The 20,448-nt window shown below is 74.2% G+C and carries 23 protein-coding genes; 9 read left to right on the forward strand and 14 right to left on the reverse strand.

Annotated elements, in window-relative coordinates:
• Window positions 1-26 precede the first annotated feature (26 nt).
• Entirely contained in the window at window positions 27-614 is a 588-nt protein-coding gene (locus tag C8054_RS24480; protein WP_107160655.1) for a DUF1684 domain-containing protein, read from the forward strand.
• Window positions 615-668: 54 nt separating this feature from the next.
• Here the strand turns inward: C8054_RS24480 and C8054_RS24485 are convergent, their stop codons facing one another.
• Window positions 669-1,256 (reverse strand): general stress protein, encoded by a 588-nt coding sequence (locus C8054_RS24485; protein WP_107160760.1) that lies wholly within the window; start codon window positions 1,254-1,256, stop codon window positions 669-671.
• Between the two features lie 112 nt (window positions 1,257-1,368).
• Between C8054_RS24485 and C8054_RS24490 the strand changes: the two genes are divergently transcribed.
• Genes C8054_RS24490 through C8054_RS24500 form a run of 3 tightly spaced genes read left to right on the forward strand, consistent with a single transcriptional unit; the run spans window position 1,369 to window position 4,517 of the window.
• Window positions 1,369-3,204 carry a glycoside hydrolase family 15 protein gene (locus C8054_RS24490; RefSeq protein ID WP_107160657.1) on the forward strand — a complete coding sequence of 612 codons (1,836 nt, stop codon included), beginning with the start codon at window positions 1,369-1,371 and terminating at the stop codon, window positions 3,202-3,204.
• Complete coding sequence (locus C8054_RS24495) at window positions 3,201-3,980, forward strand: SDR family oxidoreductase (RefSeq protein ID WP_107160659.1); 780 nt, start codon at window positions 3,201-3,203, stop codon at window positions 3,978-3,980. The genes C8054_RS24490 and C8054_RS24495 overlap by 4 nt, the downstream gene beginning before the upstream one ends.
• Window positions 3,981-4,016: 36 nt before the next feature.
• Window positions 4,017-4,517 (forward strand): metallophosphoesterase, encoded by a 501-nt coding sequence (locus C8054_RS24500; protein ID WP_107160661.1) that lies wholly within the window; start codon window positions 4,017-4,019, stop codon window positions 4,515-4,517.
• A gap of 9 nt (window positions 4,518-4,526) precedes the next feature.
• Here the strand turns inward: C8054_RS24500 and C8054_RS24505 are convergent, their stop codons facing one another.
• Window positions 4,527-4,754, reverse strand: coding sequence for a DUF3072 domain-containing protein (locus C8054_RS24505; protein WP_107160762.1), 228 nt, complete (start codon window positions 4,752-4,754; stop codon window positions 4,527-4,529).
• A gap of 80 nt (window positions 4,755-4,834) precedes the next feature.
• On the opposite strand from C8054_RS24505, the gene C8054_RS24510 reads away from it, so the two are divergent.
• Complete coding sequence (locus tag C8054_RS24510; protein ID WP_199199905.1) at window positions 4,835-5,800, forward strand: NAD(P)/FAD-dependent oxidoreductase; 966 nt, start codon at window positions 4,835-4,837, stop codon at window positions 5,798-5,800.
• 28 nt (window positions 5,801-5,828) lie between these two features.
• Here C8054_RS24510 and C8054_RS24515 read toward each other — a convergent pair whose 3' ends face one another.
• The 3 genes from C8054_RS24515 to C8054_RS24525 all read right to left on the reverse strand — a co-directional run bounded on the left by C8054_RS24515 (window position 5,829) and on the right by C8054_RS24525 (window position 10,033).
• Window positions 5,829-7,115: a sodium:proton antiporter gene (locus C8054_RS24515; protein WP_107160665.1), complete on the reverse strand. Its 1,287-nt coding sequence runs from the start codon at window positions 7,113-7,115 to the stop codon at window positions 5,829-5,831.
• 102 nt (window positions 7,116-7,217) lie between these two features.
• On the reverse strand, window positions 7,218-7,895 hold the full coding sequence (locus C8054_RS24520; RefSeq protein WP_107160667.1) for an HAD family hydrolase: 678 nt from the start codon (window positions 7,893-7,895) through the stop codon (window positions 7,218-7,220).
• A gap of 41 nt (window positions 7,896-7,936) precedes the next feature.
• Window positions 7,937-10,033: a SpoIIE family protein phosphatase gene (locus C8054_RS24525; protein WP_107160670.1), complete on the reverse strand. Its 2,097-nt coding sequence runs from the start codon at window positions 10,031-10,033 to the stop codon at window positions 7,937-7,939.
• 201 nt (window positions 10,034-10,234) lie between these two features.
• Here C8054_RS24525 and C8054_RS24530 point away from each other — a divergent pair, with 201 nt between their 5' ends.
• Window positions 10,235-11,095, forward strand: a complete 861-nt coding sequence (locus tag C8054_RS24530) for a hypothetical protein (protein WP_107160672.1) — start codon at window positions 10,235-10,237, stop codon at window positions 11,093-11,095.
• A 57-nt stretch (window positions 11,096-11,152) separates the two neighbouring features.
• Here C8054_RS24530 and C8054_RS24535 read toward each other — a convergent pair whose 3' ends face one another.
• Window positions 11,153-11,515: a DUF6401 family natural product biosynthesis protein gene (locus tag C8054_RS24535; protein ID WP_107160674.1), complete on the reverse strand. Its 363-nt coding sequence runs from the start codon at window positions 11,513-11,515 to the stop codon at window positions 11,153-11,155.
• A gap of 165 nt (window positions 11,516-11,680) precedes the next feature.
• On the opposite strand from C8054_RS24535, the gene C8054_RS24540 reads away from it, so the two are divergent.
• Entirely contained in the window at window positions 11,681-12,127 is a 447-nt protein-coding gene (locus tag C8054_RS24540) for a hypothetical protein (protein WP_107160676.1), read from the forward strand.
• Here C8054_RS24540 and C8054_RS24545 read toward each other — a convergent pair whose 3' ends face one another.
• The 5 genes from C8054_RS24545 to C8054_RS24565 all read right to left on the reverse strand — a co-directional run bounded on the left by C8054_RS24545 (window position 12,128) and on the right by C8054_RS24565 (window position 14,861).
• Entirely contained in the window at window positions 12,128-12,343 is a 216-nt protein-coding gene (locus tag C8054_RS24545) for a hypothetical protein (RefSeq protein ID WP_107160678.1), read from the reverse strand.
• Window positions 12,344-12,502: 159 nt separating this feature from the next.
• Window positions 12,503-12,763, reverse strand: coding sequence for a hypothetical protein (locus C8054_RS24550; protein WP_107160680.1), 261 nt, complete (start codon window positions 12,761-12,763; stop codon window positions 12,503-12,505).
• Between the two features lie 100 nt (window positions 12,764-12,863).
• Entirely contained in the window at window positions 12,864-13,325 is a 462-nt protein-coding gene (locus C8054_RS24555) for an SRPBCC family protein (protein ID WP_107160682.1), read from the reverse strand.
• A 55-nt stretch (window positions 13,326-13,380) separates the two neighbouring features.
• Complete coding sequence (locus C8054_RS24560) at window positions 13,381-13,797, reverse strand: DUF2795 domain-containing protein (RefSeq protein ID WP_107160684.1); 417 nt, start codon at window positions 13,795-13,797, stop codon at window positions 13,381-13,383.
• Between the two features lie 86 nt (window positions 13,798-13,883).
• Entirely contained in the window at window positions 13,884-14,861 is a 978-nt protein-coding gene (locus tag C8054_RS24565; protein ID WP_107160764.1) for a YihY/virulence factor BrkB family protein, read from the reverse strand.
• A gap of 142 nt (window positions 14,862-15,003) precedes the next feature.
• On the opposite strand from C8054_RS24565, the gene C8054_RS24570 reads away from it, so the two are divergent.
• Window positions 15,004-15,408, forward strand: a complete 405-nt coding sequence (locus C8054_RS24570; protein ID WP_107160767.1) for a ChaB family protein — start codon at window positions 15,004-15,006, stop codon at window positions 15,406-15,408.
• A gap of 63 nt (window positions 15,409-15,471) precedes the next feature.
• Here C8054_RS24570 and C8054_RS24575 read toward each other — a convergent pair whose 3' ends face one another.
• Window positions 15,472-16,905, reverse strand: a complete 1,434-nt coding sequence (locus tag C8054_RS24575; RefSeq protein ID WP_107160686.1) for an aldehyde dehydrogenase — start codon at window positions 16,903-16,905, stop codon at window positions 15,472-15,474.
• A gap of 70 nt (window positions 16,906-16,975) precedes the next feature.
• On the opposite strand from C8054_RS24575, the gene C8054_RS24580 reads away from it, so the two are divergent.
• Window positions 16,976-18,568 (forward strand): NAD(P)/FAD-dependent oxidoreductase, encoded by a 1,593-nt coding sequence (locus C8054_RS24580; RefSeq protein ID WP_107160688.1) that lies wholly within the window; start codon window positions 16,976-16,978, stop codon window positions 18,566-18,568.
• Between the two features lie 376 nt (window positions 18,569-18,944).
• Here C8054_RS24580 and C8054_RS24585 read toward each other — a convergent pair whose 3' ends face one another.
• Both C8054_RS24585 and C8054_RS24590 read right to left on the reverse strand, forming a co-directional pair.
• Window positions 18,945-19,712, reverse strand: a complete 768-nt coding sequence (locus C8054_RS24585; protein WP_107160691.1) for a polyprenol monophosphomannose synthase — start codon at window positions 19,710-19,712, stop codon at window positions 18,945-18,947.
• Between the two features lie 90 nt (window positions 19,713-19,802).
• Entirely contained in the window at window positions 19,803-20,249 is a 447-nt protein-coding gene (locus C8054_RS24590; protein ID WP_107160694.1) for an SRPBCC family protein, read from the reverse strand.
• Window positions 20,250-20,448: the final 199 nt, after the last annotated feature.

Genomic DNA, 20,448 nt, shown 5'->3' on the forward strand with positions numbered 1-20,448 from the left:
AGCGACCGCCCGGCTAGGGTCGGAGGATGGATGACCTCGACGTGCTCGACTGGCGGGAGCGGGTGGCCGGGCTCTACCTGTCCGACCTCGACCTCGGCGGGTTCCGGGCCGCCCGGGACGAGCTGTTCGGCAGCCACCCGAGCAGCCCGGTGCCACCCGCCGACCGGGCCGGCTTCACCGGACTGCGCTGGTATCCGCCGGACCCGGCCGCCGTGGTGGAGGCGCCGTTACGGCCCGCCACCGGCACGCTCAGCATCGACACCGGCGGCCCCGACGGGGTGGTCGACTACCGCCGGGTGGCGGTCGCCGAGACACCCTGGGGGCCGCTCACCCTGTGGTGGATCGACGCGTACGGAGGCGGGTTGTTCGTGCCGCTGCGCGACGCCAGCTGCGGCGACGGGTCGTACGGCGGCGGGCGCTACCTGACCGACACGGTGAAGGGCACGTTCGGGCGGGGCCTGACCGTGCTGCCCGGCGACCGGGTCCGGCTGGACGCCAACTACCTCTACAACCCGAGTTGCGCCTACGACGACCGGTGGGCCTGCCCGCTCGCCCCGCCGGAGAACCGCCTCGACGTGCCGCTGCGCGCCGGGGAGCGGGCGTACCACGAGTGACGCGGAACGGGAGGGCCCCGACCGGGACCCTCCCGCGCGTGACCGCCGGCCGCCTCAGCGGGCGGTGGCCCCGGTGGGCGTCAGGTGCATCCGGCCGAGCATCTGCCGGGCCTGCTCCGCCAGCTCCGCGTCCACGGTGACCGCGTACTGGCTGGCCCGCAGCGAGCTGGCCGAGGTGAAGTCGCGCTGCCCGCCGCTCATGGCGTGCGCGACCGCGCCGAACACGGCCCCCCAGATCGCACCGATCACCAGCCCGACCAGGATCACCGCCAACCAGTTGCCGGCCGTGAAGATGCCGAAGAGCAACCCGATGAACAGGCCGAACCAGGCGCCGGTGCCGGCGCCCAACAGGGCCGCCCGGCCCGTGGTGAGTCGCCCCATCACGGTCTCCACAAGCGTCAGGTTGGTGCCGACGATCGACGTCCGTTCCACCGGGAACCGGTTGTCGGCCAGATAGTCCACCACGCGTTGGGCGGACGGATAGTCCGGGTACGAGCCGATCGTGACGGTCGGCGGGCCGGCCTGCGGCCCGTGCCCGTCCCCGCTCGGCGGCATCGGGCGACCGCCCGGGCCGGACGGGAGGTTGTCGCCGCCCGGCATTCCGGGTCGCCAGGCCGCGGTCGGAGTCGAGGGTCTGGTCATGAGCATCCTCCTTCGTCAACCAGCCGCGTTCCCGGCACCGGCGAGCGGTAACGCGCCGGCCCGCGCCGATCCCGGCGAGGCATGGTGACGGCGAGGCCGGGTAGCCAGCACCGTGCGGACCGGACGGATCAGTGAGCACGGCTTCCTCGCCGACGGGCGCAGCGCCGCCCTGGTGGACACCGCCGGCGCGGTCAACTGGTGGTGTCCGGCCCGGTTCGACGGGCCGTCGGTCTTCGGGCGGCTGCTGGACGACGACGCCGGGCACTGGGCCATCCGTCCGGAGGGCGAGTTCACCAGCACCCGGTCCTATCTGGACGACGCGCTGGTGCTGCGTACCGTCTTCACCACGCCGACCGGGACGGTGGCGGTCACCGACGCGTTGGCGCTGGAACCCGGCGCGCGCGGGCACGACGTCGGCCTGCGGTCGCCGCGGGTGCTCGCGCGGCTGGTCGAGGGCATCGGCGGCGAGGTGCCGATGCGGGTGGACTACGCGCCGCGGTTCGAGTACGGCCGGGTCGGCGCCTACCTCACCGAGCGGGACGGGGTGGTGGTGGCCACCGCCGGCGCGTGCCGGCTGGAGCTGCGCGCCGACGTGGACCTGACGTTCGCCGACGGCACCGCCGTCGGTGAATTCACCGCCCGCGCCGGCAGCGCCCACCACTTCACCCTCGGGTACGCCCCGACGTACGCCGGTGGGACGCCGACGCTGCCCGACGCCGCCGAGGTGGTGGCCGGGACGGTCGCCGGCTGGCGGTCCTGGGCCGAGCTGCACGACTACCGGGGGGAGTACCGCGACCTGGTCCGACGTAGCGCGCTCGTGGTGCAGGGGATGACCTACGGGCCGAGCGGCGCGGTCGTCGCGGCGGCCACCACCGCGCTGCCGGAACAGCTCGGCGGGGACCGCAACTACGACTACCGTTTCGTCTGGCTCCGCGACTTCAGCCTGACGCTCCAGGCGCTCTGGCGGGCCGCCTGCCCGGACGAGGCGGACCGGCAGTTCACCTGGGTGGCCCGGGCGATGGGCCGGCTCGGCGACGCGCCCGCCCCGATCATGTACGGGGTCGAGGGGGAGCGGGACCTGACCGAGCACGACCTCGACCACCTCGCCGGGTACGCCGGCAGCCGGCCGGTGCTGGTCGGCAACGACGCCTGGCGGCAGCGGCAGAACGACGTGCTGGGCGAGGTGCTCGACGCGGCGTGGCTGATGCGGCACTACCTCGACCCGATGTCACCCGACGTGCGCCACCTGCTGCGCACGCTCGCCGACCAGGCGGTACGCGACTGGCACCGGCCGGACGCCGGGATGTGGGAGGCGCGCGACGCCGAGCGGCACTACGTCTCGTCCAAGGTGCAGTGCTGGACCGCGCTGGACCGGGCGGTGCGGTTCGGGCCGCGGCTCGGCGACCCGGCCGACGTGGCCCGCTGGGCGGCGGCCCGGGACGAGGTCCGGGCGGCGGTGCTCACCCGGGGCTGGAACGAGCGGGTCGGCGCGTACACCGGGGCGTTCGACTCCGACGACCTGGACGCCTCGGTGCTGATCATGCCGCTTGTCGGGTTCCTGCCGGCGGACGACCCGCGGATGCGCGCCACGATGGACGTGATCGAGCGGCGGCTGTCCCACAACGGGCTGCTGCGGCGTTGGGACGGTGACCCGGCCGGCTTCGTGATCTGCTCGTTCTGGCTGGCCGGTTGCCTGGCCGAGGCGGGCGAACTGGACCGGGCCCGGCGGTTGTTCGAGCAGCTCGCCGCGCGCACGAACGACCTCGGCCTGTACGCCGAGCAGATCGACCAGGTCACCGGCGAGCAGCTCGGGAACTTCCCGCAGGCGTTCTCGCACATCGGCCTGATCAACGCCGCCGGCCGGATCACCGAGGCCGCCGCGCGGTTCGCGCACGACCGACCGGCCGTGCCGACCGGCGCGGCCCGCACGGAGGGAGCACGCGGATGACCGGACGGCTGGCGGGCAGGACCGCCCTGATCACCGGCTCGGACTCGGGCATCGGCCAGGCCACCGCCATCGAGTTCGGCCGGGAGGGCGCCGACGTGGTGGTGCACTACCTGCACGACCACGCCGGGGCGAACCACACCCGGGCCGAGATCGAGAAGGCGGGTCGGCGGGCCGTGGTGGTCCAGGGCGACATCAGCGTCGAGCACCAGGTCGACGCGATGTTCGACGAGGCGCTGGCCGAGTTCGACCGGCTGGACGTGCTGATGAACGACGCCGGAGTGGACGCCTCCGGCATTCCGGTGGCCGACCTGGACACCGAGACCTGGGACCGGTGCATCCGTACCAACCTCTACGGCATGTTCTTCTGCTGCCGGCGGTTCGTGCGGCACCGTCGGGACGCCGGTGGCGGCGGAAAGATCATCAACATCACCTCGATCCACCAGGAGGTGGCCCGGGCCGGCGGCGCGGACTACGACGCCAGCAAGGGCGGCATGCTGGAGCTGGCCAAGAGCCTGGCGCTGGAGGTCGCCCCGATGCGCATGAACGTCAACAACATCGGGCCCGGGATGGTGCTCACCCCGTTCAACCAGGAGGCCATCGACGACCCGAAGTACCTGCACGAGCAGGTGCAGAGCATTCCGTGGAAACGGGCCGCCGAGCCGGCCGAGATCGCGAAGCTGGCGGTGTTCCTGGCCAGCGCCGACGCCGACTACGTGACCGGGTCGACGTACTTCATGGATGGCGGCCTGATGCAGAACCAGGGCCAGGGCGCCTGAGCAGCGCCGCCGCGCCGGGTGCGGGAGGATGGCGCGGTGAAGCTGGTCATCATGGCGGACACGCACGTGCCGAAGCGGGCGCGGGACCTGCCGGCACCACTCTGGGCGGCGGTGGACGCCGCCGACGTGGTGCTGCACGCGGGGGACTGGGTGGACGAGTCACTGCTGGACGCGCTCGAGGCCCGGTCGCGCCGGCTGGTCGGCGTGTACGGCAACAACGACGGGCCGGCGTTGCGGGCCCGGCTGCCCGAGGTGGCCCGCGTCGAGCTGGCCGGGCTCACGGTCGCGGTGGTGCACGAGACCGGGCCGAAGACCCGGCGGGAGGAGCGGTGCGCCGCCGCGTACCGCGACTGTGACCTGCTGGTCTTCGGCCACTCGCACATCCCGTGGGACACCGTCGCGCCGGGCGGGCTGCGGCTGCTCAACCCCGGCTCGCCCACCGACCGGCGGGCCCAGCCGGACGCGACGTACCTGACCGCCCGGGTGGCGGCGGGGCGGCTCGACCACGTCGAGCTGCACCGCCTCCCCCCGCGCTGATCGCCGGGCTCAGCGCCCCCGGCCGGTCTCCGCCTGGAGCTCGTCGATCCGTCGGGACGCCTCCGCCTTGGTCAGCCCCTCCGGCACCGTCTCGCCCGCCTCCTGGGCCAGGGTGTGCAGGTAGGACTCCTGGGCCGCGGTGGGCGGCTCGTCGCCGGTCACCCAGTCGTCCGGATCCTTGACGGCGGCGTCCGGGTTCGCGTTCACGGTGGTGCGGTCGTTGGCGCGGTCGGCCATGATGATCACCCTTTCTCGAACGGATGTGCCATTACCCCCGTGCCGGCAGGTTCATGCCGGCCGGCACCTACGATCAACCGATGACAGCGGACCGGGCGGGTGTGGTGGTGGTCGGCGCGGGCATCGCCGGGGTGGCGTGCGCGACCGAGATGGCTCGGGCCGGCATCCCGGTCGAGGTGCGCGAACGCGCCCGGGTGACCGGTGGGCGAATGGCCAGCAAGCGCTTCGACGGGCGTCCCGCCGACCTGGGCGCCGCCTACTTCACCGTCGACGACCCGGACTTCGCCGCAGTGGTCGCCGGCTGGCAGGCCGCCGGCCTGGTCCGGGAGTGGACCGACACGCTCGTCGCGTACGGGCCGCGCGGGCGGGAGCAGGTGACCGGCCCGATGCGCTGGGCCGCCCCGCGTGGGCTGCGCTCGCTCGTCGAACACCTGGCCGCCGAGCTGCCGGTCACGCACGACCGGCTGATCATGACGGTCGAGCCGGGACCCCGGGTGGACGGCCGGGCCGCCGAGGCGGTGGTGCTCGCCATGCCGGGCCCGCAGGCCGCCCTGCTGCTCGACCCGGCGCTGGAGACGGCCACCCGCGCGGTGGCGACCCAACGCTGGTCGTCCACGCTCTCCGCGGTGCTGCACTTCCCGTCCCGCCGCTGGTCCGACTTCCGGGGCGCGTTCGTCAACGACCACCCGGTGCTGAGCCTGGTCTGCGACGACGGCGACCGGCGTGGCGACGGCGCCCCGGTACTGGTCGCGCACACCACGCCGGCGTTCGCCGCCGGGCACCTGCTGCAACCGACAGCCGCCCGGCCGGAGATCGAACAGGCCGTCCGGGACCTGCTCGGGCTGCCCGAGCCGGCCCTGTCGACCCACGTGCACCGCTGGACGTACGCCCGGCCGGTGGCGACCGGCGCGGACGGCACGTTCCACCTGGACGACGACGGGATCGGCCTGGCCGGCGACGCGTTCGGCCGGCCCCGGGTGCAGAGCGCCTGGCGGTCCGGCCACGACCTCGGTCGGGCGTTGGCCGCCCGGCTGCGCGGGGACTGACCCACCCCCGCCGGCCGCCGGGGACCGCTCAGCCGGCCGGCACCGGCTCCTTGCCCGCACCGGTCTCGGTGCTCTCCCGGGTGCGGTCGCCCGCCCGGTCCAACAGCTGCATGACCGGCGTCGCGGCGACCCCGTGGGCCACCACCGAGACCACCACCACCAGGCCGACGGTCGCCCAGAGCAGCTCCGCCTGCGGGAAGTCCGTCTTGCTGGTGGCGTACGCCAGGTAGTAGAACGAGCCGACGCCGCGGATGCCGAACGCCGAGATCACCCAGTGCTCGGCCGGCCGGCCCGGCGCGCCGCGCAGCGACAACCAGCCGACCAGCGGCCGGATCACCAGCACCAGGCCCAGCCCGACCAGCGCCGCCGGCCAGGTGAGCGGGGCCAGCAGCCCACCGATCACCGCGCCCCCGAACAGCAGCAGCAACAACACGGTGAGCAGCCGCTCCACCTGCTCCGCGAAGTCGTGCAGCACGGAGTGGAACTCGCTGGTGCGCTCGGCGGCCCGGATCGCCCGGGCGGCCACGAAGACCGCCAGGAAGCCGTACCCGCCGATCACCTCGACCAGCCCGTACGCGAGGAACGTGGCGGCCAGTGCGAGGAACCCCTCGGAGTGCTTGGCCAGCCGCAGCGTGCTCGGCGCGCGGAAGAACAGCTTGCCGAGCAGCCAACCGACCAGCAGGCCCCCGCCCACGCCGGCGGCGAGCTTGTAGACCACGTCCACGGCCACCCACTCGGCCAACCAGGCCGACGGGGCGAGGCCGACGCTGGCGATAGCGATGGCGGCGTAGACGAACGGGAAGGCCAGACCGTCGTTCAGGCCGGCCTCCGAGGTGAGCGCGAAGCGCACCTCGTCCTCCGAGTCCTCCACGTCGGTCGGCTCACCCACCTGCACGTCGGAGGCGAGCACCGGGTCGGTCGGCGCGAGCGCCGCCCCGAGCAGCAGCGCCGCCGCCGGCACCAGGCCGGCCCACCACCAGCCGAGCAGCGCCACCGCGGCGATGCACAGCGGCATGGCGATGGCCAGCAGCCGCCAGGTGGACGACCAGCGGGCCCAGCTCAGCGGCCGGTCGATCTTCAGGCCGGCGCCCATCAGGGCGACGATCACCCCCACCTCGGTGAGGTGGGTGGTCAGCTCCGGCGAGCGCAGCGGATCCGGTGTCGGCAACCCGGTCGGCAGCGCGAAGACCAGCATGCCGAGCCCGAGGAACGCGATCGGCATCGACAGTGGCCGCTTCTCCAGCACCCGGGGCAGGATGCCCGCCAGCAGCGCACCGACGCCCAACAGAGCGAACGCGACATCGACCGGTTCCACGACCCCACCCTTCGGCCGCCCGGCGGCCGGGCGGAGGTGGTCAGCAGGTGCCCCGAACCGGTGCCGGCTAAGCCTTTCGACGCAGCCGTGGTGACCGGTGGCTCAGCCGAGGGAACCGATCGCGCTGTCCGGCAGCCCGTCGAGCAGCTCGGCCGGGTCCTCGTACACCGCCACCGCGCCGGCGCCCGCCAGCTCCGCCCGGCCGGTGCCGCCGCAGGTCAGGCCGATGCAGGGGATGTCCAGCTTGCCGGCGGCGGCGACGTCCCAGACCGAGTCGCCGACGAACACCACCCGCTCGGCGGCCAACCCCGACTGTTCCAGCGCGGCGGCCAGGATGTCGGGGGCGGGCTTGCTCTCCTTCGCGTCGGCCGAGGAGGTGACCGTGTCGATCACGTCGTCGGCGTCCAGCGCGGCGCGCAGCACGGCCACCTCGTGCTCGGCTGCCGAAGTGGCGAGCACCACCCGCAGGCCCCGGTCCGCGCAGGCGTGCAGCAGCTCCCGGGCCCGGGGCAGCGGCGCGAGCCGCTCCCAGTATTCCGCGTAGAGCGCGTCGTGCGCGTCGCGCAGGCGCCCGTCGGAGTCGGTGTCCCGTTCCGCGCCGAGCAGGTGGTCGAGGAGCTTGTCCGAGCCCATGCCGATGGACCGGTGGATCCGCGCCATCGGCACCCGGTGGTCGGCCTGGCGCAGCGCCTCCCACCAGCTCACCGCGTGCAGGTAGGTGGAGTCGATCAGGGTCCCGTCGACGTCGAAGAGGACGCCGTGGCGCGTGTCGTCGGTCATGGCGTGCCTCCTACCCGGGACGGACGCGGGCGACGCGCGGCTCACCCGGCCGGAATGAGGATCTCGAACCAGACCGTCGAGCCGCGGACGGTCGGGTCGGTGCCCCACGCGTCGCTCAGCTCCTCGATCAGACCGAGCCCGCGGCCACGGCTGCTCAGCGTGTCGGTCTGGGCGCGGGTGACCTGCCCCCGGGTGCCCGAGTCGGCGACCGACACCAGCAGCCGCTCCGCGCTCAGGTCGATCTCGACCCGGGCGGCGGTGCCGGCGTGCAGCAGCGCGTTGGTGGTCAGCTCGCTGGTGCAGAGCACCGCCGCGCCGACCACTGCCTCGGGCACCTGCCACTCGGTGAGCTGGGCGGTCAGCCAGTGCCGGACCCGGCTCGGCGCGGTCGGCTCGGCCGGCACCTCCATGCCGGCCGACCGGCTGGGCCGGACCGCGTGCTCCACCGCCAGCACGGCCACGTCGTCCTCGGTGGCGCCCGGCACGGCGGCGGTCGCGACCGCGCACAGCGCCCGGGGGTCGCTGCCGCTCGCGGCGCTCACCGCCGCGCCCAGCCCGGCCAGCCCGGAAGCCAGGTCCTGCCAGCGTCGCTCCACCACGCCGTCGCTGTAGAGCAGCAGCGTGTCGCCGGGGCGGAACGGCACGGTGACCGGGCGCGGGACGCCACCGAGGCCCAGCGGTGGGCCGGGCGGCACCTCGACGAACTCCGCGGCCGGGCCGGCGTCCGTCCGGCCCCGCCGGATCAGCGGCGCGGGATGGCCGGCGCTGGCCAGCGTGACCAGCTCCCGGTCGGCGTCGACCACACCGAACACGACGGTGACGAACAGCTCGTGCGTGCCGCCCTCGACGCCCAGGCTCGCCACCAGCCGGTCCAGACCGCCGAGCACCGCGTCCGGCCGGGGATCGGACAGGGCGAGCGCGCGCAGCGCGGCGCGGACCTGACCCATCCGGGCGGCGGCCTGCACGTCGTGCCCGGCCACGTCGCCCAGCACCACGCCGAGCGCGCCGGTGGGCAGCAGGAACGCGTCGTAGAAGTCGCCGCCGGCGGCGTTGCCGTCGACGCCCGGCTCGTAGCGGGCCGCGATGCGCAACCGGGGCAGGTCGGGCAGTTGCTCCGGCAGCATGCTGCGTTGCAGCAACTGGGCGGTGCCGTGCTGGGTCTCGAAGCGGCGGGCCCGCTCGGCGGCCTGGCCGATCAGCTCCGCGGACGCGGCGAGCAGCGCCCGTTCCGCCGGCGACCAGGGGCGTGGCGCCTGGTAGCCCACGGTGAGCGCGCCCCGGACCACGGTCGAGCGCAGCGGCAGCGCGGCGAGCGCCCGGATCTTCTCGTCGTGCCGGTCCGCCGCGACGTCGCGCAACGGCTGCCCGTCGGCGGTGAACGAGGGCACGCCGCTGCGCGCGGTGACCACCGCCGGCAGCGTCGCGTCGGCGCCCGTCCGGCGCCACAACGGCGGCAGCCGCTCGTCGGCCTCGTCGAGCAGTTCGCCCCGGATCCGGCGGACCAGCCGCCAGGTGGCGCCCTCGTCGACCACGAAGGAGACCCGGTCGGCGTCGAACGAGTGCAGGCAGTAGCGCAACGTCACCCGGGCCACGTCGTCGAGCGTGAGCGTGCCGGAGAGCGCCGCCGCGAAGTCGCTGAGGCTCTGCAACTGCCGGGTGAGCTGGGTGGTCTGCGCCGAGACGGTGAGCACGCCGACGATACGGCCGGTGGAGTCCCGGACCGGGGAGTGGCCGCGGGTGAACACCGCCGGCTCGGCCGGGCCGCCGCCCTGCCGGTCGGCCGGCAGCACCGCCTCCCGCTCCAGGAACGGCTCGCCCTGCCGGTAGACCCGCGCCAGCGCCTCGCCGGCGCCGGCCTCCCGCCACACCTCGGCGAACACCTCCGCCGCCGGCCGGCCCAGCGCCTCCGGGTGCCGGTCGCCGATCAACTCGGCGTAGCCGTCGTTGTAGAGCAGGACCAGGTCGTCACCGAGGAGCAGGGCCATCGGTACGGGGGAGGACAGCACCACGTCCGCCACCGCGCGGACCGCCGAGTCCCAGCGCTCCGGGGCGCCCAACGGCGTACCGGCCCACGGGTGGGCGGCCGCTCCCGGAGTGGGGGCGGACGGCGTGGGAATCCGACCGACGGTGCCTGGCATGACCGCAGCCTAACCGGCGGGTGGCCGACGGGTTCCGATCATGCGGCCACCGTCGCCGTCGGTCACCGGCGGCGTGAACGTTAAGAGCAGGTCAGGGCCGCTTCGGCGGGTCATGTCGGGAAATTGCCCCGGTCCGGCCCGGCGTGCTGCCCAGAGCGACGGGTATGCGGGCGGCGCAGTTCACGCGACAGGAGGGACATCATGCCGAAAACCCTCGCGGTCGGCCAGGTCGACATCAGTGCGGCCTGGACCGACTTCTGGAGGTCGGTGCTGCTCTTCGTACCGAGGGCCATCGCGTTCATCGCGATCCTCGTGGTGGGTTGGCTCATCGCCCGAGCCGTCCTCAAAATCGTGGACGCGGCACTGGAACGGGTCGGGTTCGACCGCGCCGTGGAACGCGGCGGGATCAAGCGCGCCCTGGAACGCACCAAGTACGACGCCAGCGACATCCTGGCCAGACTGGCCTACTACGCGGTCCTGCTGTTCACCCTGCAGTTCGCCTTCGGGGTGTGGGGACCCAACGCGATCAGCGACCTGATCCGCGGGGTGGTGTCCTGGCTGCCACGGGCCTTCGTGGCGATCGTCATCGTGGTGATCGCGGCCGCCATCGCCAACGCCGTCCGGCAGTTGGTGTCCGGCGCGCTCGGCGGGCTCTCGTACGGGCGGGTGCTGGCCGACGTGACGGCCTTCTTCATCCTGGCGCTCGGTGTCATCGCGGCGCTGAACCAGGTGGGCATCGCCACCACGGTGACCACGCCGGTGCTCATCGCGTTCCTCGCCACGGTGGCGGGAATCCTGGTCGTCGGTGTCGGCGGTGGTCTGATCAAGCCGATGCAGACCCGCTGGGACGGCTGGCTGGACCGGGTCGCGGAGGAGTCCCGGGCGTTCCAGCAGCAGCGGCAGGCGCAGCAGGTCGGTCGCGGCGACTACGAACGGCGGATGGCCGACCGGGGCGGACAGCCGGCCCCGACCGGACCGCAGTCGTCCATGTCGGGCGCGGGCACGTACCGCTCCGGCGAGCGGGGCGACGAGACGCAGCAGTTCCGTCGGCCGGGCGGCTGACGGCAGCACGGGTGACGGGGGGTCCGCGGGGCGATCGCGGGCGCCCCGCGCCGTGTCTCAGGCCAGGTGGCGCGGGTCCAGCGCGCGGGCCAGCAGGCAGACCGCGAGCAGCCGGGTGAGCAGCCAGCCCGGCGCGGACCAGTCGACCGGCCCGACCGGTGGCGTCCAGCCGTGCTCGGACGCCGCCTCCCGCAGCCCCTCGGCGTAGCCGGCGAGCGCAGCCACGGTCAGCGGCCGGCGGTCACCGTGCAGGCTGTCGCGTACCCCGGCGGCGTGCTGGTCGACCTCGGCGAGCAGCCCGGGGTTCAGGCGGGCCGCGGCCAGGCCGGCGGTGCCGACGGCGACGGTGAGCGTGGTGAGGGTCGACCGTGCGGCCACCGTCGCGGACGGGGTCGCGACCCGGTTGTTCGGCACGCGCATGGGGACCGAGGCTAGCCCCGCGCGGACCGGGGCGGCCTCGGCCGACCGGCCGATGCCCGGCTCGTCCGGGCGACCCGGCCCGCCTCGCCCCCGGGGATTGAGCCGCCCGCCGCGGGGCAGAAGGGAACCACGCAGACGACGCAGCCGAGTCGGCGGAGGCACACGATGGGACAGCAGGTCGACGGACCGGACCGGGCGCACCGCCGGCCGGACGGGGTGAGCGACGCCACGGTCGAGGCGCTGGGCAAGCTCGGCGAGGCGCTGGAGTGCGTCGAGCGGGCCCGTGGCCACCTCTACGAGCTGCACCAGCTCATCGGTCACGCCGACCTGATGCTGGACGAGGCGGTGGCGCGGTTCCGCTCCGCCGGCCACCCGAGCATCGCCGAACGGATCGACCGGGACCTGCTCGGCCGCAACGTGATCGCCGGTCGGTGGACGTTCCAGATCGTCGAGGACTTCGACGACGGCTACCACGCGCTCTTCCGGGAGGTGGACCGGCAAGCCCGGGACGAACTGGTCGGGGGCCGGCGGCACCTCTACGAGGCGGAGCTGAAGGAGCGGCGCCGCAGCCGGGGACGGCCGGGGCACGAGGCGCGCCCGGCCGAACGGTGATCAGTCGGAGGAGCGGGCCTGCGCCGGGCGACGGCGCCGGGCGCCGTCGTCGGCGATGATCACGGTCGCGACCATCAACGCGACCACCACGCTGAACAGCCAGGAGCTGTCGTCGCTGAACTTCGCCGCAACGGGAGCCTGGACGGCGGCGAGCAGGAAGCCCAACCAGGCGAGGCGGCGCTGACGAGTGGAGAGGAAAGCGGAGCCCTGATCCATTCCGAAATTCTTACGCGCCGGACCCGGGGAACTGCCAGCCGTTCGGCCGATTCTGGATGGGCTGTCCGTTTCCCCGACCGTCCGTACGGCAGATTTTGTCGTTTCGGTCGATGTGCGTTCCCGGTTCCGGGCACTCGGCGGTGCCCGGAACCGGGGTGCTCAGATGCTGTCCGGGCCGGTCCGGCCGGTGGTGGACGGCCGGTACGCCCGATCCGCGTCGGTCATCTCCCGACGCTCGGCCTCCGCGCCGGCGCCCCGGTCCACCGCCTCCGGACCGTGCCCGAACGCGGCCTCCTCACCGGCGTCGTTCCCGGTGGCGTCGTCGGCCTGCCCGTCCAGCGTCGACCGGGCGATCGCCTGGTCCAGCTCGTGCAGGGGAGTGCGGTCCTCGTCGCGCCACTGGCGGTCGTTGTCGGTCATTCCCCTGCGGTACCCGGGCCGGATGATCGCAAACGGACCACGGACACGGCGATGGCCGCCGGCGGACCGGCGGCCATCGGGGTTCGTGCGGGGGAGACGCTCAGGGGGTCGGCCGGTCGACCGCGCCGCGCCAGGCGCCGGTCTCCTGACCGCGCCGCTCGATGAACTGCTTGAACCGCTCCAGGTCGCCCTTGGCGCGGCGGTCCACCACGCCCAGCTTGTCGGCGGCCTGCTCGACCACACCGTGCGGCTCGAAGTCCATCTGCAACGTGACCCGGGTGTGCCCCTCGTCGAGGCGGTGGAAGGTCACCACGCCGGCCTGCTGGGTGCCGCCGGTGGACTTCCAGGCCACCCGCTCGTCCGGGAGTTGCTCGGTGATCTCGGCGTCGAACTCACGCTTCACGCCGGCGATCTCCACGGTCCAGTGGGTCATCGTGTCGGAGAGCTGCCGGACCTCCTGCACGCCCTCCATGAAGTGCGGGAACTCCTCGAACTGGGTCCACTGGTCGTACGCGGTCCGGATCGGGACGTCCACATCCACGTGTTCCATTACGCCGCTCATGTCGGGGTTCCTCCTGTTCCGCCGGTGTGCTGTCGCGAACCGTGGGCCGATCCGCTCACCAGCGCGTCGTCTCGTTCCTGTGCCCGAGTGCTGCCCACACCTCGGAAACCGTCTGGTAACGCGTGTCGCCCGGCAGGCCCTCGAGGGCGGCGACGATGTCCGCCGGCGCCTCGTTCTCCCGGGCGTTGGCCACCAGCGCGTCGCGGTCGCCGGGCAGCGCCGCCATGCCGATGAACCGACCGAGCCGGCTGCGCGCCTCCACGTCCGTCGAACTCATCCCCTGCGGGGAGCCGGTGCGCAGGTCGCCGGCCGGCGCCGTGGTGGCCTCCGGCTGGTCCTCGCCGGACGGCTCGGCCTGACGGAACTCGTCGACCCGGGCACCACCCGTGCCCGGACCCTGGACCAGACCGCTGACCTCGCTGCTCATCTGGTCGTCGACCCTGGGCGAGTGCTTGCTGCTGCCACGTTCCATGCCCTCAGTGATGCCCCGGGGGACCGCGGGTAAACCGGAGCCGGTCCGGCGAGCCGGTCATCCGGCCCGCAACCGGGCGGGCGGGGTCAGGAGTCGGCCGGCGCGCGGGGCGGCAGCACCGGCTCCGCCGGGTCCTCGACGCCGGCCTGTATCGCCCGGCCCCGCTGCAACTCCGCGTTGACCTGCACGCCGAGCATCAGCGCGCAGTTCGACAGGTAGAGCCAGACCAGGAACGCGATCACCGCGCCGAGACTGCCGTAGGTGACGTCGTACGAGCCGAAGTTCGCCACGTAGAGGCCGAAACCGAAGGACGCCAGCACCCAGGCCAGCAGCGCCAGCCCGCCGCCCGGGGTGAGCCAGCGGAAGCGCGGCTGCCGCACGTTCGGCGCGATCCAGAACAGCAGCGACAGCAACGTCATCGCGACCAGCGCGAGCAGCGGCCACTTCGTCACCGACCAGGTGGTCCGGGCCAGGCCGCCGGCGTGCAGCCGGTCGCCCACCGCGTCGGTGACCGGGCCGCTGACGATCAGCCCGGTGGCCACCACCGCCAGCAGGAGCATGGTCACCGCCGCCATGCCGATCTGGAGCGGGCGGAGCCGGTAGAACGGCCGGCCCTCCTGGACCCCGTAGATCGCGTTGGAGGCCCGGGTGAACGCGCCGATGAACCCGGACGCGGACCAGAGCGCGCCGAGCAGACCGAAGCTCAGCAGCGCCTTCGCCGGGCCCTGCTGCTCGACCACGGTGCGCACCACCCCGACGAACGCGTCGTTGCCGACGACCGAGCCGGCGCCGATCTCCCGGGCCAGGTCGATCACGGTGTCCACCGTGCGCGGACCGTCGGAGACCAGCCCGACCAGGGCCACCACCACGATCGTGGACGGAAAGAGCGCCAGCACCCCGTAGTAGGTGAGCGCGGCGGCCCAGTCGGCGCAGTTGTCCTTGACGAAGCCCTGGCCGCTGCGCAGCAGCACGCCCCGCCAGGTGCGCCAGTCGAGCTGGCGCATCCGGCGGGGGAAGCGGGCGCGGGCCGCGCCGTCGACAGTGGGTGGTGTCGTCGCCGTCATGACCGCCTCCTCCACGCGCCGGTGCGCCACCGGGGGTGGCCGGGCGGTACCCCCCGGTGGAAATCGACAAACCGTGCGCCGGTTTGTCCCCCGGACCGGGGGGAACGACAGCTGATACCCGATCGAGACGGAGGTGGACGAGATGCCCGGGCGCGAGGTGTTGCCCAGCACGTTGAAACGCTCTCCGGCCAAGGCGCAGCGGACCTGGGAGAAGACGCACGACTCGGCGGTCGAGACGTACGGCGAGGGGGAACGCGCGCACCGCGTCGCCTTCGCCGCCGTCAAACACGAGTACGAGAAGGTGGGCGACCACTGGGAGGCCAAGGGCCGCAAGGGGCCGAGCGACCGACAGGCCGCCGGCGGCGGCCCGACCCGGCGCGCGCCCACGGCCGGCGGCGTGGACGCCAACGCCACCAAGGACCACCTCATGTCGGTGGCGAAGAAGCTCGACGTGCGGGGCCGCTCCCGGATGACCAAGCCGGAGCTGGTGAAGGCGATCGAGAAGGCGAACAACAACGCCACCCGCAAGGCCCGCGGCGGTCGCTGACCCGCCAGGGGTACGACGAGGGAGCCCGGGACCGTGTGGTCCCGGGCCCCGCCGTGCGGGTGCTCACCAGTGGCCGCCGCCCGGCGCCTCCAGGTGGACCACCTTCACGGTGCTGAACTCGTCGAGCAGTTCCGGGCCGTACCCGAAGCCCTGGCCGCTGCCCCGGCGCGGCTGGGCGGCCCCGCCCGGCGCGCCACCGAACACGGCGTTGACCTTGACGGTGCCCACCGGCAGCTCGCGCCAGGCCCGCTGCGCGTGGCTCATCGAGCCGGTCAGCACGGTGGCGGCCAGCCCGTACGGCGAGTCGGCGGCGCACCGCAGCCCCTCGTCGAACGAGTCGACCGTCACCACCGGCGCGACCGGGCCGAACGTCTCCTCGCGCACCAGCGCCATCTCGTGCCGGCAGCCGTCGACCACGGTGGCCGGGTAGAACGCGCCCGGCCCGTCCGGCGCCGCGCCCCCGGTGCGGATCCGGGCGCCCTGCGCCACCGCGGCGGTGACCTGCCCGTGCACGTGGTCCCGGTGCCGCCGGTCGACGAGCGGGCCGAGTCGGGTCCCCGGGTCGCGGCCGGGGCCCACGACGAGCGCCTCGGCGCGGGCCACCAACGCGTCGACGAACTCCTCGGCGACGTCGCGGTGCACGTAGACGCGTTCCACCGCGACGCAGATCTGCCCGGCGTTGGCGAAGCAGCCCAGCGCCGCCTGCTCGGCCGCCCAGACCGGGTCGACGTCGGCGTCCACCAGCAGCGGGTCGCTGCCACCGTTCTCCAGCAGCACCTTCGCGCCGGTCCGCGCGCCCGCGGCGGCGATCGCCCGGCCGGTGGCGGTCGAGCCCACGTGCGCGACCACGTCCAGCTCCTGCCCGGCCAGCGTCGCGCCCACCTCGCCGCCGCCGGTCAGCAACGACAGCACGCCGGCCGGCAGCGCCGAGTCCAGCGCCCGGGCCAGCAGCCAGCCGGTGCCCGGGGTGCGTTCGCTCGGCTTGAACACCACCACGTTGCCGGTCACCAGCGCCGCGCCGAGCAGGCCGCAGGAGACCGCCACCGGATCGTTCCACGGCGTGATCGCGGCGACCACGCCCCGCGGCTCCGGGGCCATGAAGTCCACCGCGGCGGGGCCGCCGTGCAGCGTCCGGCCGCCCCGCAGCGGGGCCAGCTCGGCGTACTGCCGGAGCGTGCCGACGCCCGCCGCCACGCCGCCGCGGGCGTCGTCGAGCGGTTTGCCCATCTCCGCGGTGGTCGCCTCGGCCAGCTCGTCGGCCGCCGCCTCGACCGCGTCCGCAGCCCGGTGCAGCGCGGCGGCCCGCTCGGCCGGGGCGGTCGCCGCCCACTCCGCCGCCGCGCCCCGGGCCGCCTCCACCGCCTTGGCCACCTCGTCCGCGCCGGCCACCGGCGCCCGGGTCACCGGCGTCCCGTCGGCCGGGTCGTGGACGACCAGCTCGCCGCCCTCGCCCCCGGCGCCCCACACCCCGCCTATGAGCTGCGCAACCGTGTACATGCCCGTGCTTGCCCCGGTCCGGGCCCGGCAAACGCGTTTCGCCCGGTCAACGGCCGGGTAGGCGGACCGGATGACTTCCACCGCCGACGCCGTCGTCATCGGGGCCGGGCACAACGGGTTGGTGGCGGCGAACCTGCTGGCCGACGCGGGCTGGGACGTGCTGGTCCTGGAGGCCACCGAGGCGCCCGGCGGCGCGGTGCGTTCCGCGCACGTGACCGCGCCGGGCTACCTCAGCGACCTCTACAGCTCCTTCTACCCGCTCGGCTTCGCCTCCCCGGTGCTGCGCGGGCTGAACCTGGACCGCCACGGCCTGTCCTGGACCAACGCCCCCGACGTGCTGGCGCACCTGCTCCCCGACGGGCGGGCCGCGGTGGTCAACCGCGACCTGGACACCACCGCCGCGTCGCTGGAGGCGTTCGCCCCCGGCGACGGGGAGCGCTGGCGGCACGCGTACGCCGACTGGCTCCAGGTGGCGGAGCCGATGCTGGACGCCATCACCAGCCCGTTCCCGCCGGTCCGCGGCGGGGTGGGCCTGCTGCGCCGGCTGCGGGTCGCCGGCGCGCTGCGGCTGGCCCGCCGGCTCGTGCTGCCGGTGCGCAAGCTCGGCGCGGAACTCTTCGAGGGCGAGGGCGGGCCGGCGCTGCTGGCCGGGTGTGCGCTGCACACCGACCTGTCCCCCGAGGAGGCCGGCTCCGGCGTGTACGGCTGGCTGCTCGCCATGCTCGGCCAGCAGGTCGGCTGGCCGGTGCCGGTGGGCGGCGCGCAGCGGATCACCGACGCGTTGGTGGCCCGGCTGGTCGAGCGCGGCGGCCGGATCGAGTACGACGCCCGGGTCGAGCGGGTGCTCACCGCCCGGGGCCGCGCCATGGGGGTACGGACCGCGGACGGGGCGGACTGGCGGGCGCGTCGCGCCGTGCTCGCCGACGTCCCCGCCCCGGCGCTCTATCTCGACCTGGTCGGCGCGGCGGCGCTGCCGCCCCGGCTGGTCGAGGATCTGGCGCACTTCAAGTGGGACGGCTCCACGCTCAAGGTCGACTGGGCGCTGTCGGCGCCGGTGCCGTGGCGGAACCGGGACGTCGCCGGCGCCGGCACCGTGCACCTCGGCGCCGACCTGAACGGCCTCACCACGTACGCCGCGGAACTGGCCCGGGGCGAGGTCCCGAAGGATCCGTTCCTGCTGGTCGGCCAGATGACGGTGGCCGACCCGAGCCACTCGCCGCCGGGCACCGAGTCGCTGTGGTCCTACACCCACCTCCCGTTCCGCCGGAACTGGCGGGCCGAGGAGATGGCCGGGCACGTGGCGCGGATGGAGGAGGTGCTGGAGACCGCCGCGCCGGGCTTCCGCGCGTCAATCGTCGGGCGGCACGTGGCCGGTCCGGCGGATCTGGAGGCGGCCGAGCCGAGCCTGGTGGGCGGCGCGTTGGGCGGCGGCACCGCGGCCGCGTACCAGCAGCTCTTCCTGCGGCCGATCCCGGGACTCGGCCGGGCGGACACCCCGGTGGACCGGCTCTACCTGGCCAGCGCCTCGGCCCACCCGGGCGGTGGGGTGCACGGCGCGCCTGGCGCGAACGCCGCCCGCGCCGCGCTGGCCCGTGACCGCGCGTTCACCGGCCAGGTGTACGCCCGCGCGATCGCCGCCGCCCACCGCACCGTCTACCCCTGACGCCGCGTTGCCCCTGCTGCCCGTGCTGCCCGTGCTGCCTCTGCCCTGCCTGCGGTCCAGGCCCGGTGCCCGGCGCGCCCGATGCCCGACCGGGCGTCTCCCTGGCGGGATGACGCCGTCACGGAAGGTAATCGTTGTCGGGGGCCGGTGCGTGTCCGACCGCCGCCTTTGCTCTGCAGCCATGGACGCATCGGTGACGCACGGTTTCGACGGCGGGTCGCGCGCCGGCCGAGCGGAAACGCCCGGTCGCAGGTCAGCGCGGTGCTGCGCCGAAGGCTGCAGAGCAAAGGCAGCGAGCGTGTCACCGCACCGACGGCAAAGAAATCACGCTGCGTCATTTTGACGCAGCGTGATGGCTTGGCGCGCGGCGGGTCGGTCAGGAGTCGATGTTGCGGTGGCGGGTGCGCAGCTTGAACGGCATCAGCGCGCTCTCGATCTTGGTGGCCGTGGTCATCTTCGAGTCGCCCTCGCGGCGCTCCTCGAAGCGGATCGGCACCTCCAGGATGGTGTGGCCCAGCTTCGTGGCGAGGTAGTGCATCTCCACCTGGAAGCTGTATCCGTTGGACTGCACCCGGTCCAGCCCGATGGCGCGCAACGCGTCGGCCCGCCAGATCTTGAAGCCGGCGGTCAGGTCGCGGATCCGCACCCGCAGCAGCGTGTGCACGTAGAGGTTGGCCCAGCCGCTGAGCGCGCGGCGGTAGAGCGGCCAGTTCTCGTCCAGCTCGCCGCCGGGCACGTAGCGGGAGCCGATGACCACTGACGCCTGGGTGGAGAGCAGCGCGCCGAGCATGCCGGGCAGCGCCTCCGGCGGGTGCGACATGTCCGCGTCCATCTGGGCGACGTACTCCGCGCCGTCGTCGATCGCCCGGCCGATGCCGTCCACGTACGCCCGGCCGAGGCCCTCCTTGCCGGGGCGGTGCACCACCAGCACCCGGTCCGGGTGCTCGATGGCCAGCTTGTCGGCGACCTCGCCGGTGCCGTCGGGGGAGTTGTCGTCCGCGACGAGCACCTTCAACCCGGGCAGCGGCAGCGCGAGGAGGCGCTCGACCAGCACCGGGAGGTTGCCCGCCTCGTTGTAGGTCGGAACGACGACGGTCAGGCGCGCGTCCGCCCACGGGGAGGGCAACTGCACGGGTTCGATCATCACGGACTTCCTCGGTCGGCCGACAGGTTCACCCCAGAGGGTAGCCAGTCCGCTTTCCGGCGTCCGCACAGACGCCCCGCGATCGACCGCTCACCGCTCCGGCTTCTGTCGCGTCGCGATGTCGGAGAGCCGGGCCAGCGTCTCCCGGTTCCGTAGATGCAGCACGAGGTCGTTCAGCTTGGTCCGGACCCACCGCAGTGGTCCGGCCGCGAAGTCCTCGCCGAGGGCGACCCGGGTCCGGCCGTCGTCCAACGGCTCCAGGACGAACGCCACGACCGCCTCGCCGGCCGGCCAGAGCCCGGCGCGCAGCACCAGCCGATGCGGCGCCTGACACTCCAGCACGGTGGACTTGTCCTGGAGCGAGAACGGCCACGGGCCGGCCCGGTGGTGCAGCCGGCTGCCCACCCGGGGCCAGGTGTCGTCCACGTCCCGCACGTGGGCGGTGCCCACCACCCAGTCGCTGTACGTCCAGCCGTCGGCCAGCACCTCGAAGACCCGGTCCGGGGACGCATCGATCACTTTTTCCACAACCGCCACGAGTGTCCGGTACCCCGGGGCGGCCGTCGCTAACGGCGGCCGGGTTAGCTTCTCGGAGGCGGCGGGTAACCGGCGCTGACGTTTACTCCTCGGGGGGTCGGGAACCCGCCGCCCGTGCGACGGGACCACGAGCGGGATCAGTGCAGGTCAGCCCGGGTTTACCCGGGTGCTGACCGGCTCCCGTCCGGCCTGTACGAGG

This window comes from Micromonospora sp. RP3T (assembly GCF_003027925.1).
GTDB lineage: Bacteria > Actinomycetota > Actinomycetes > Mycobacteriales > Micromonosporaceae > Micromonospora.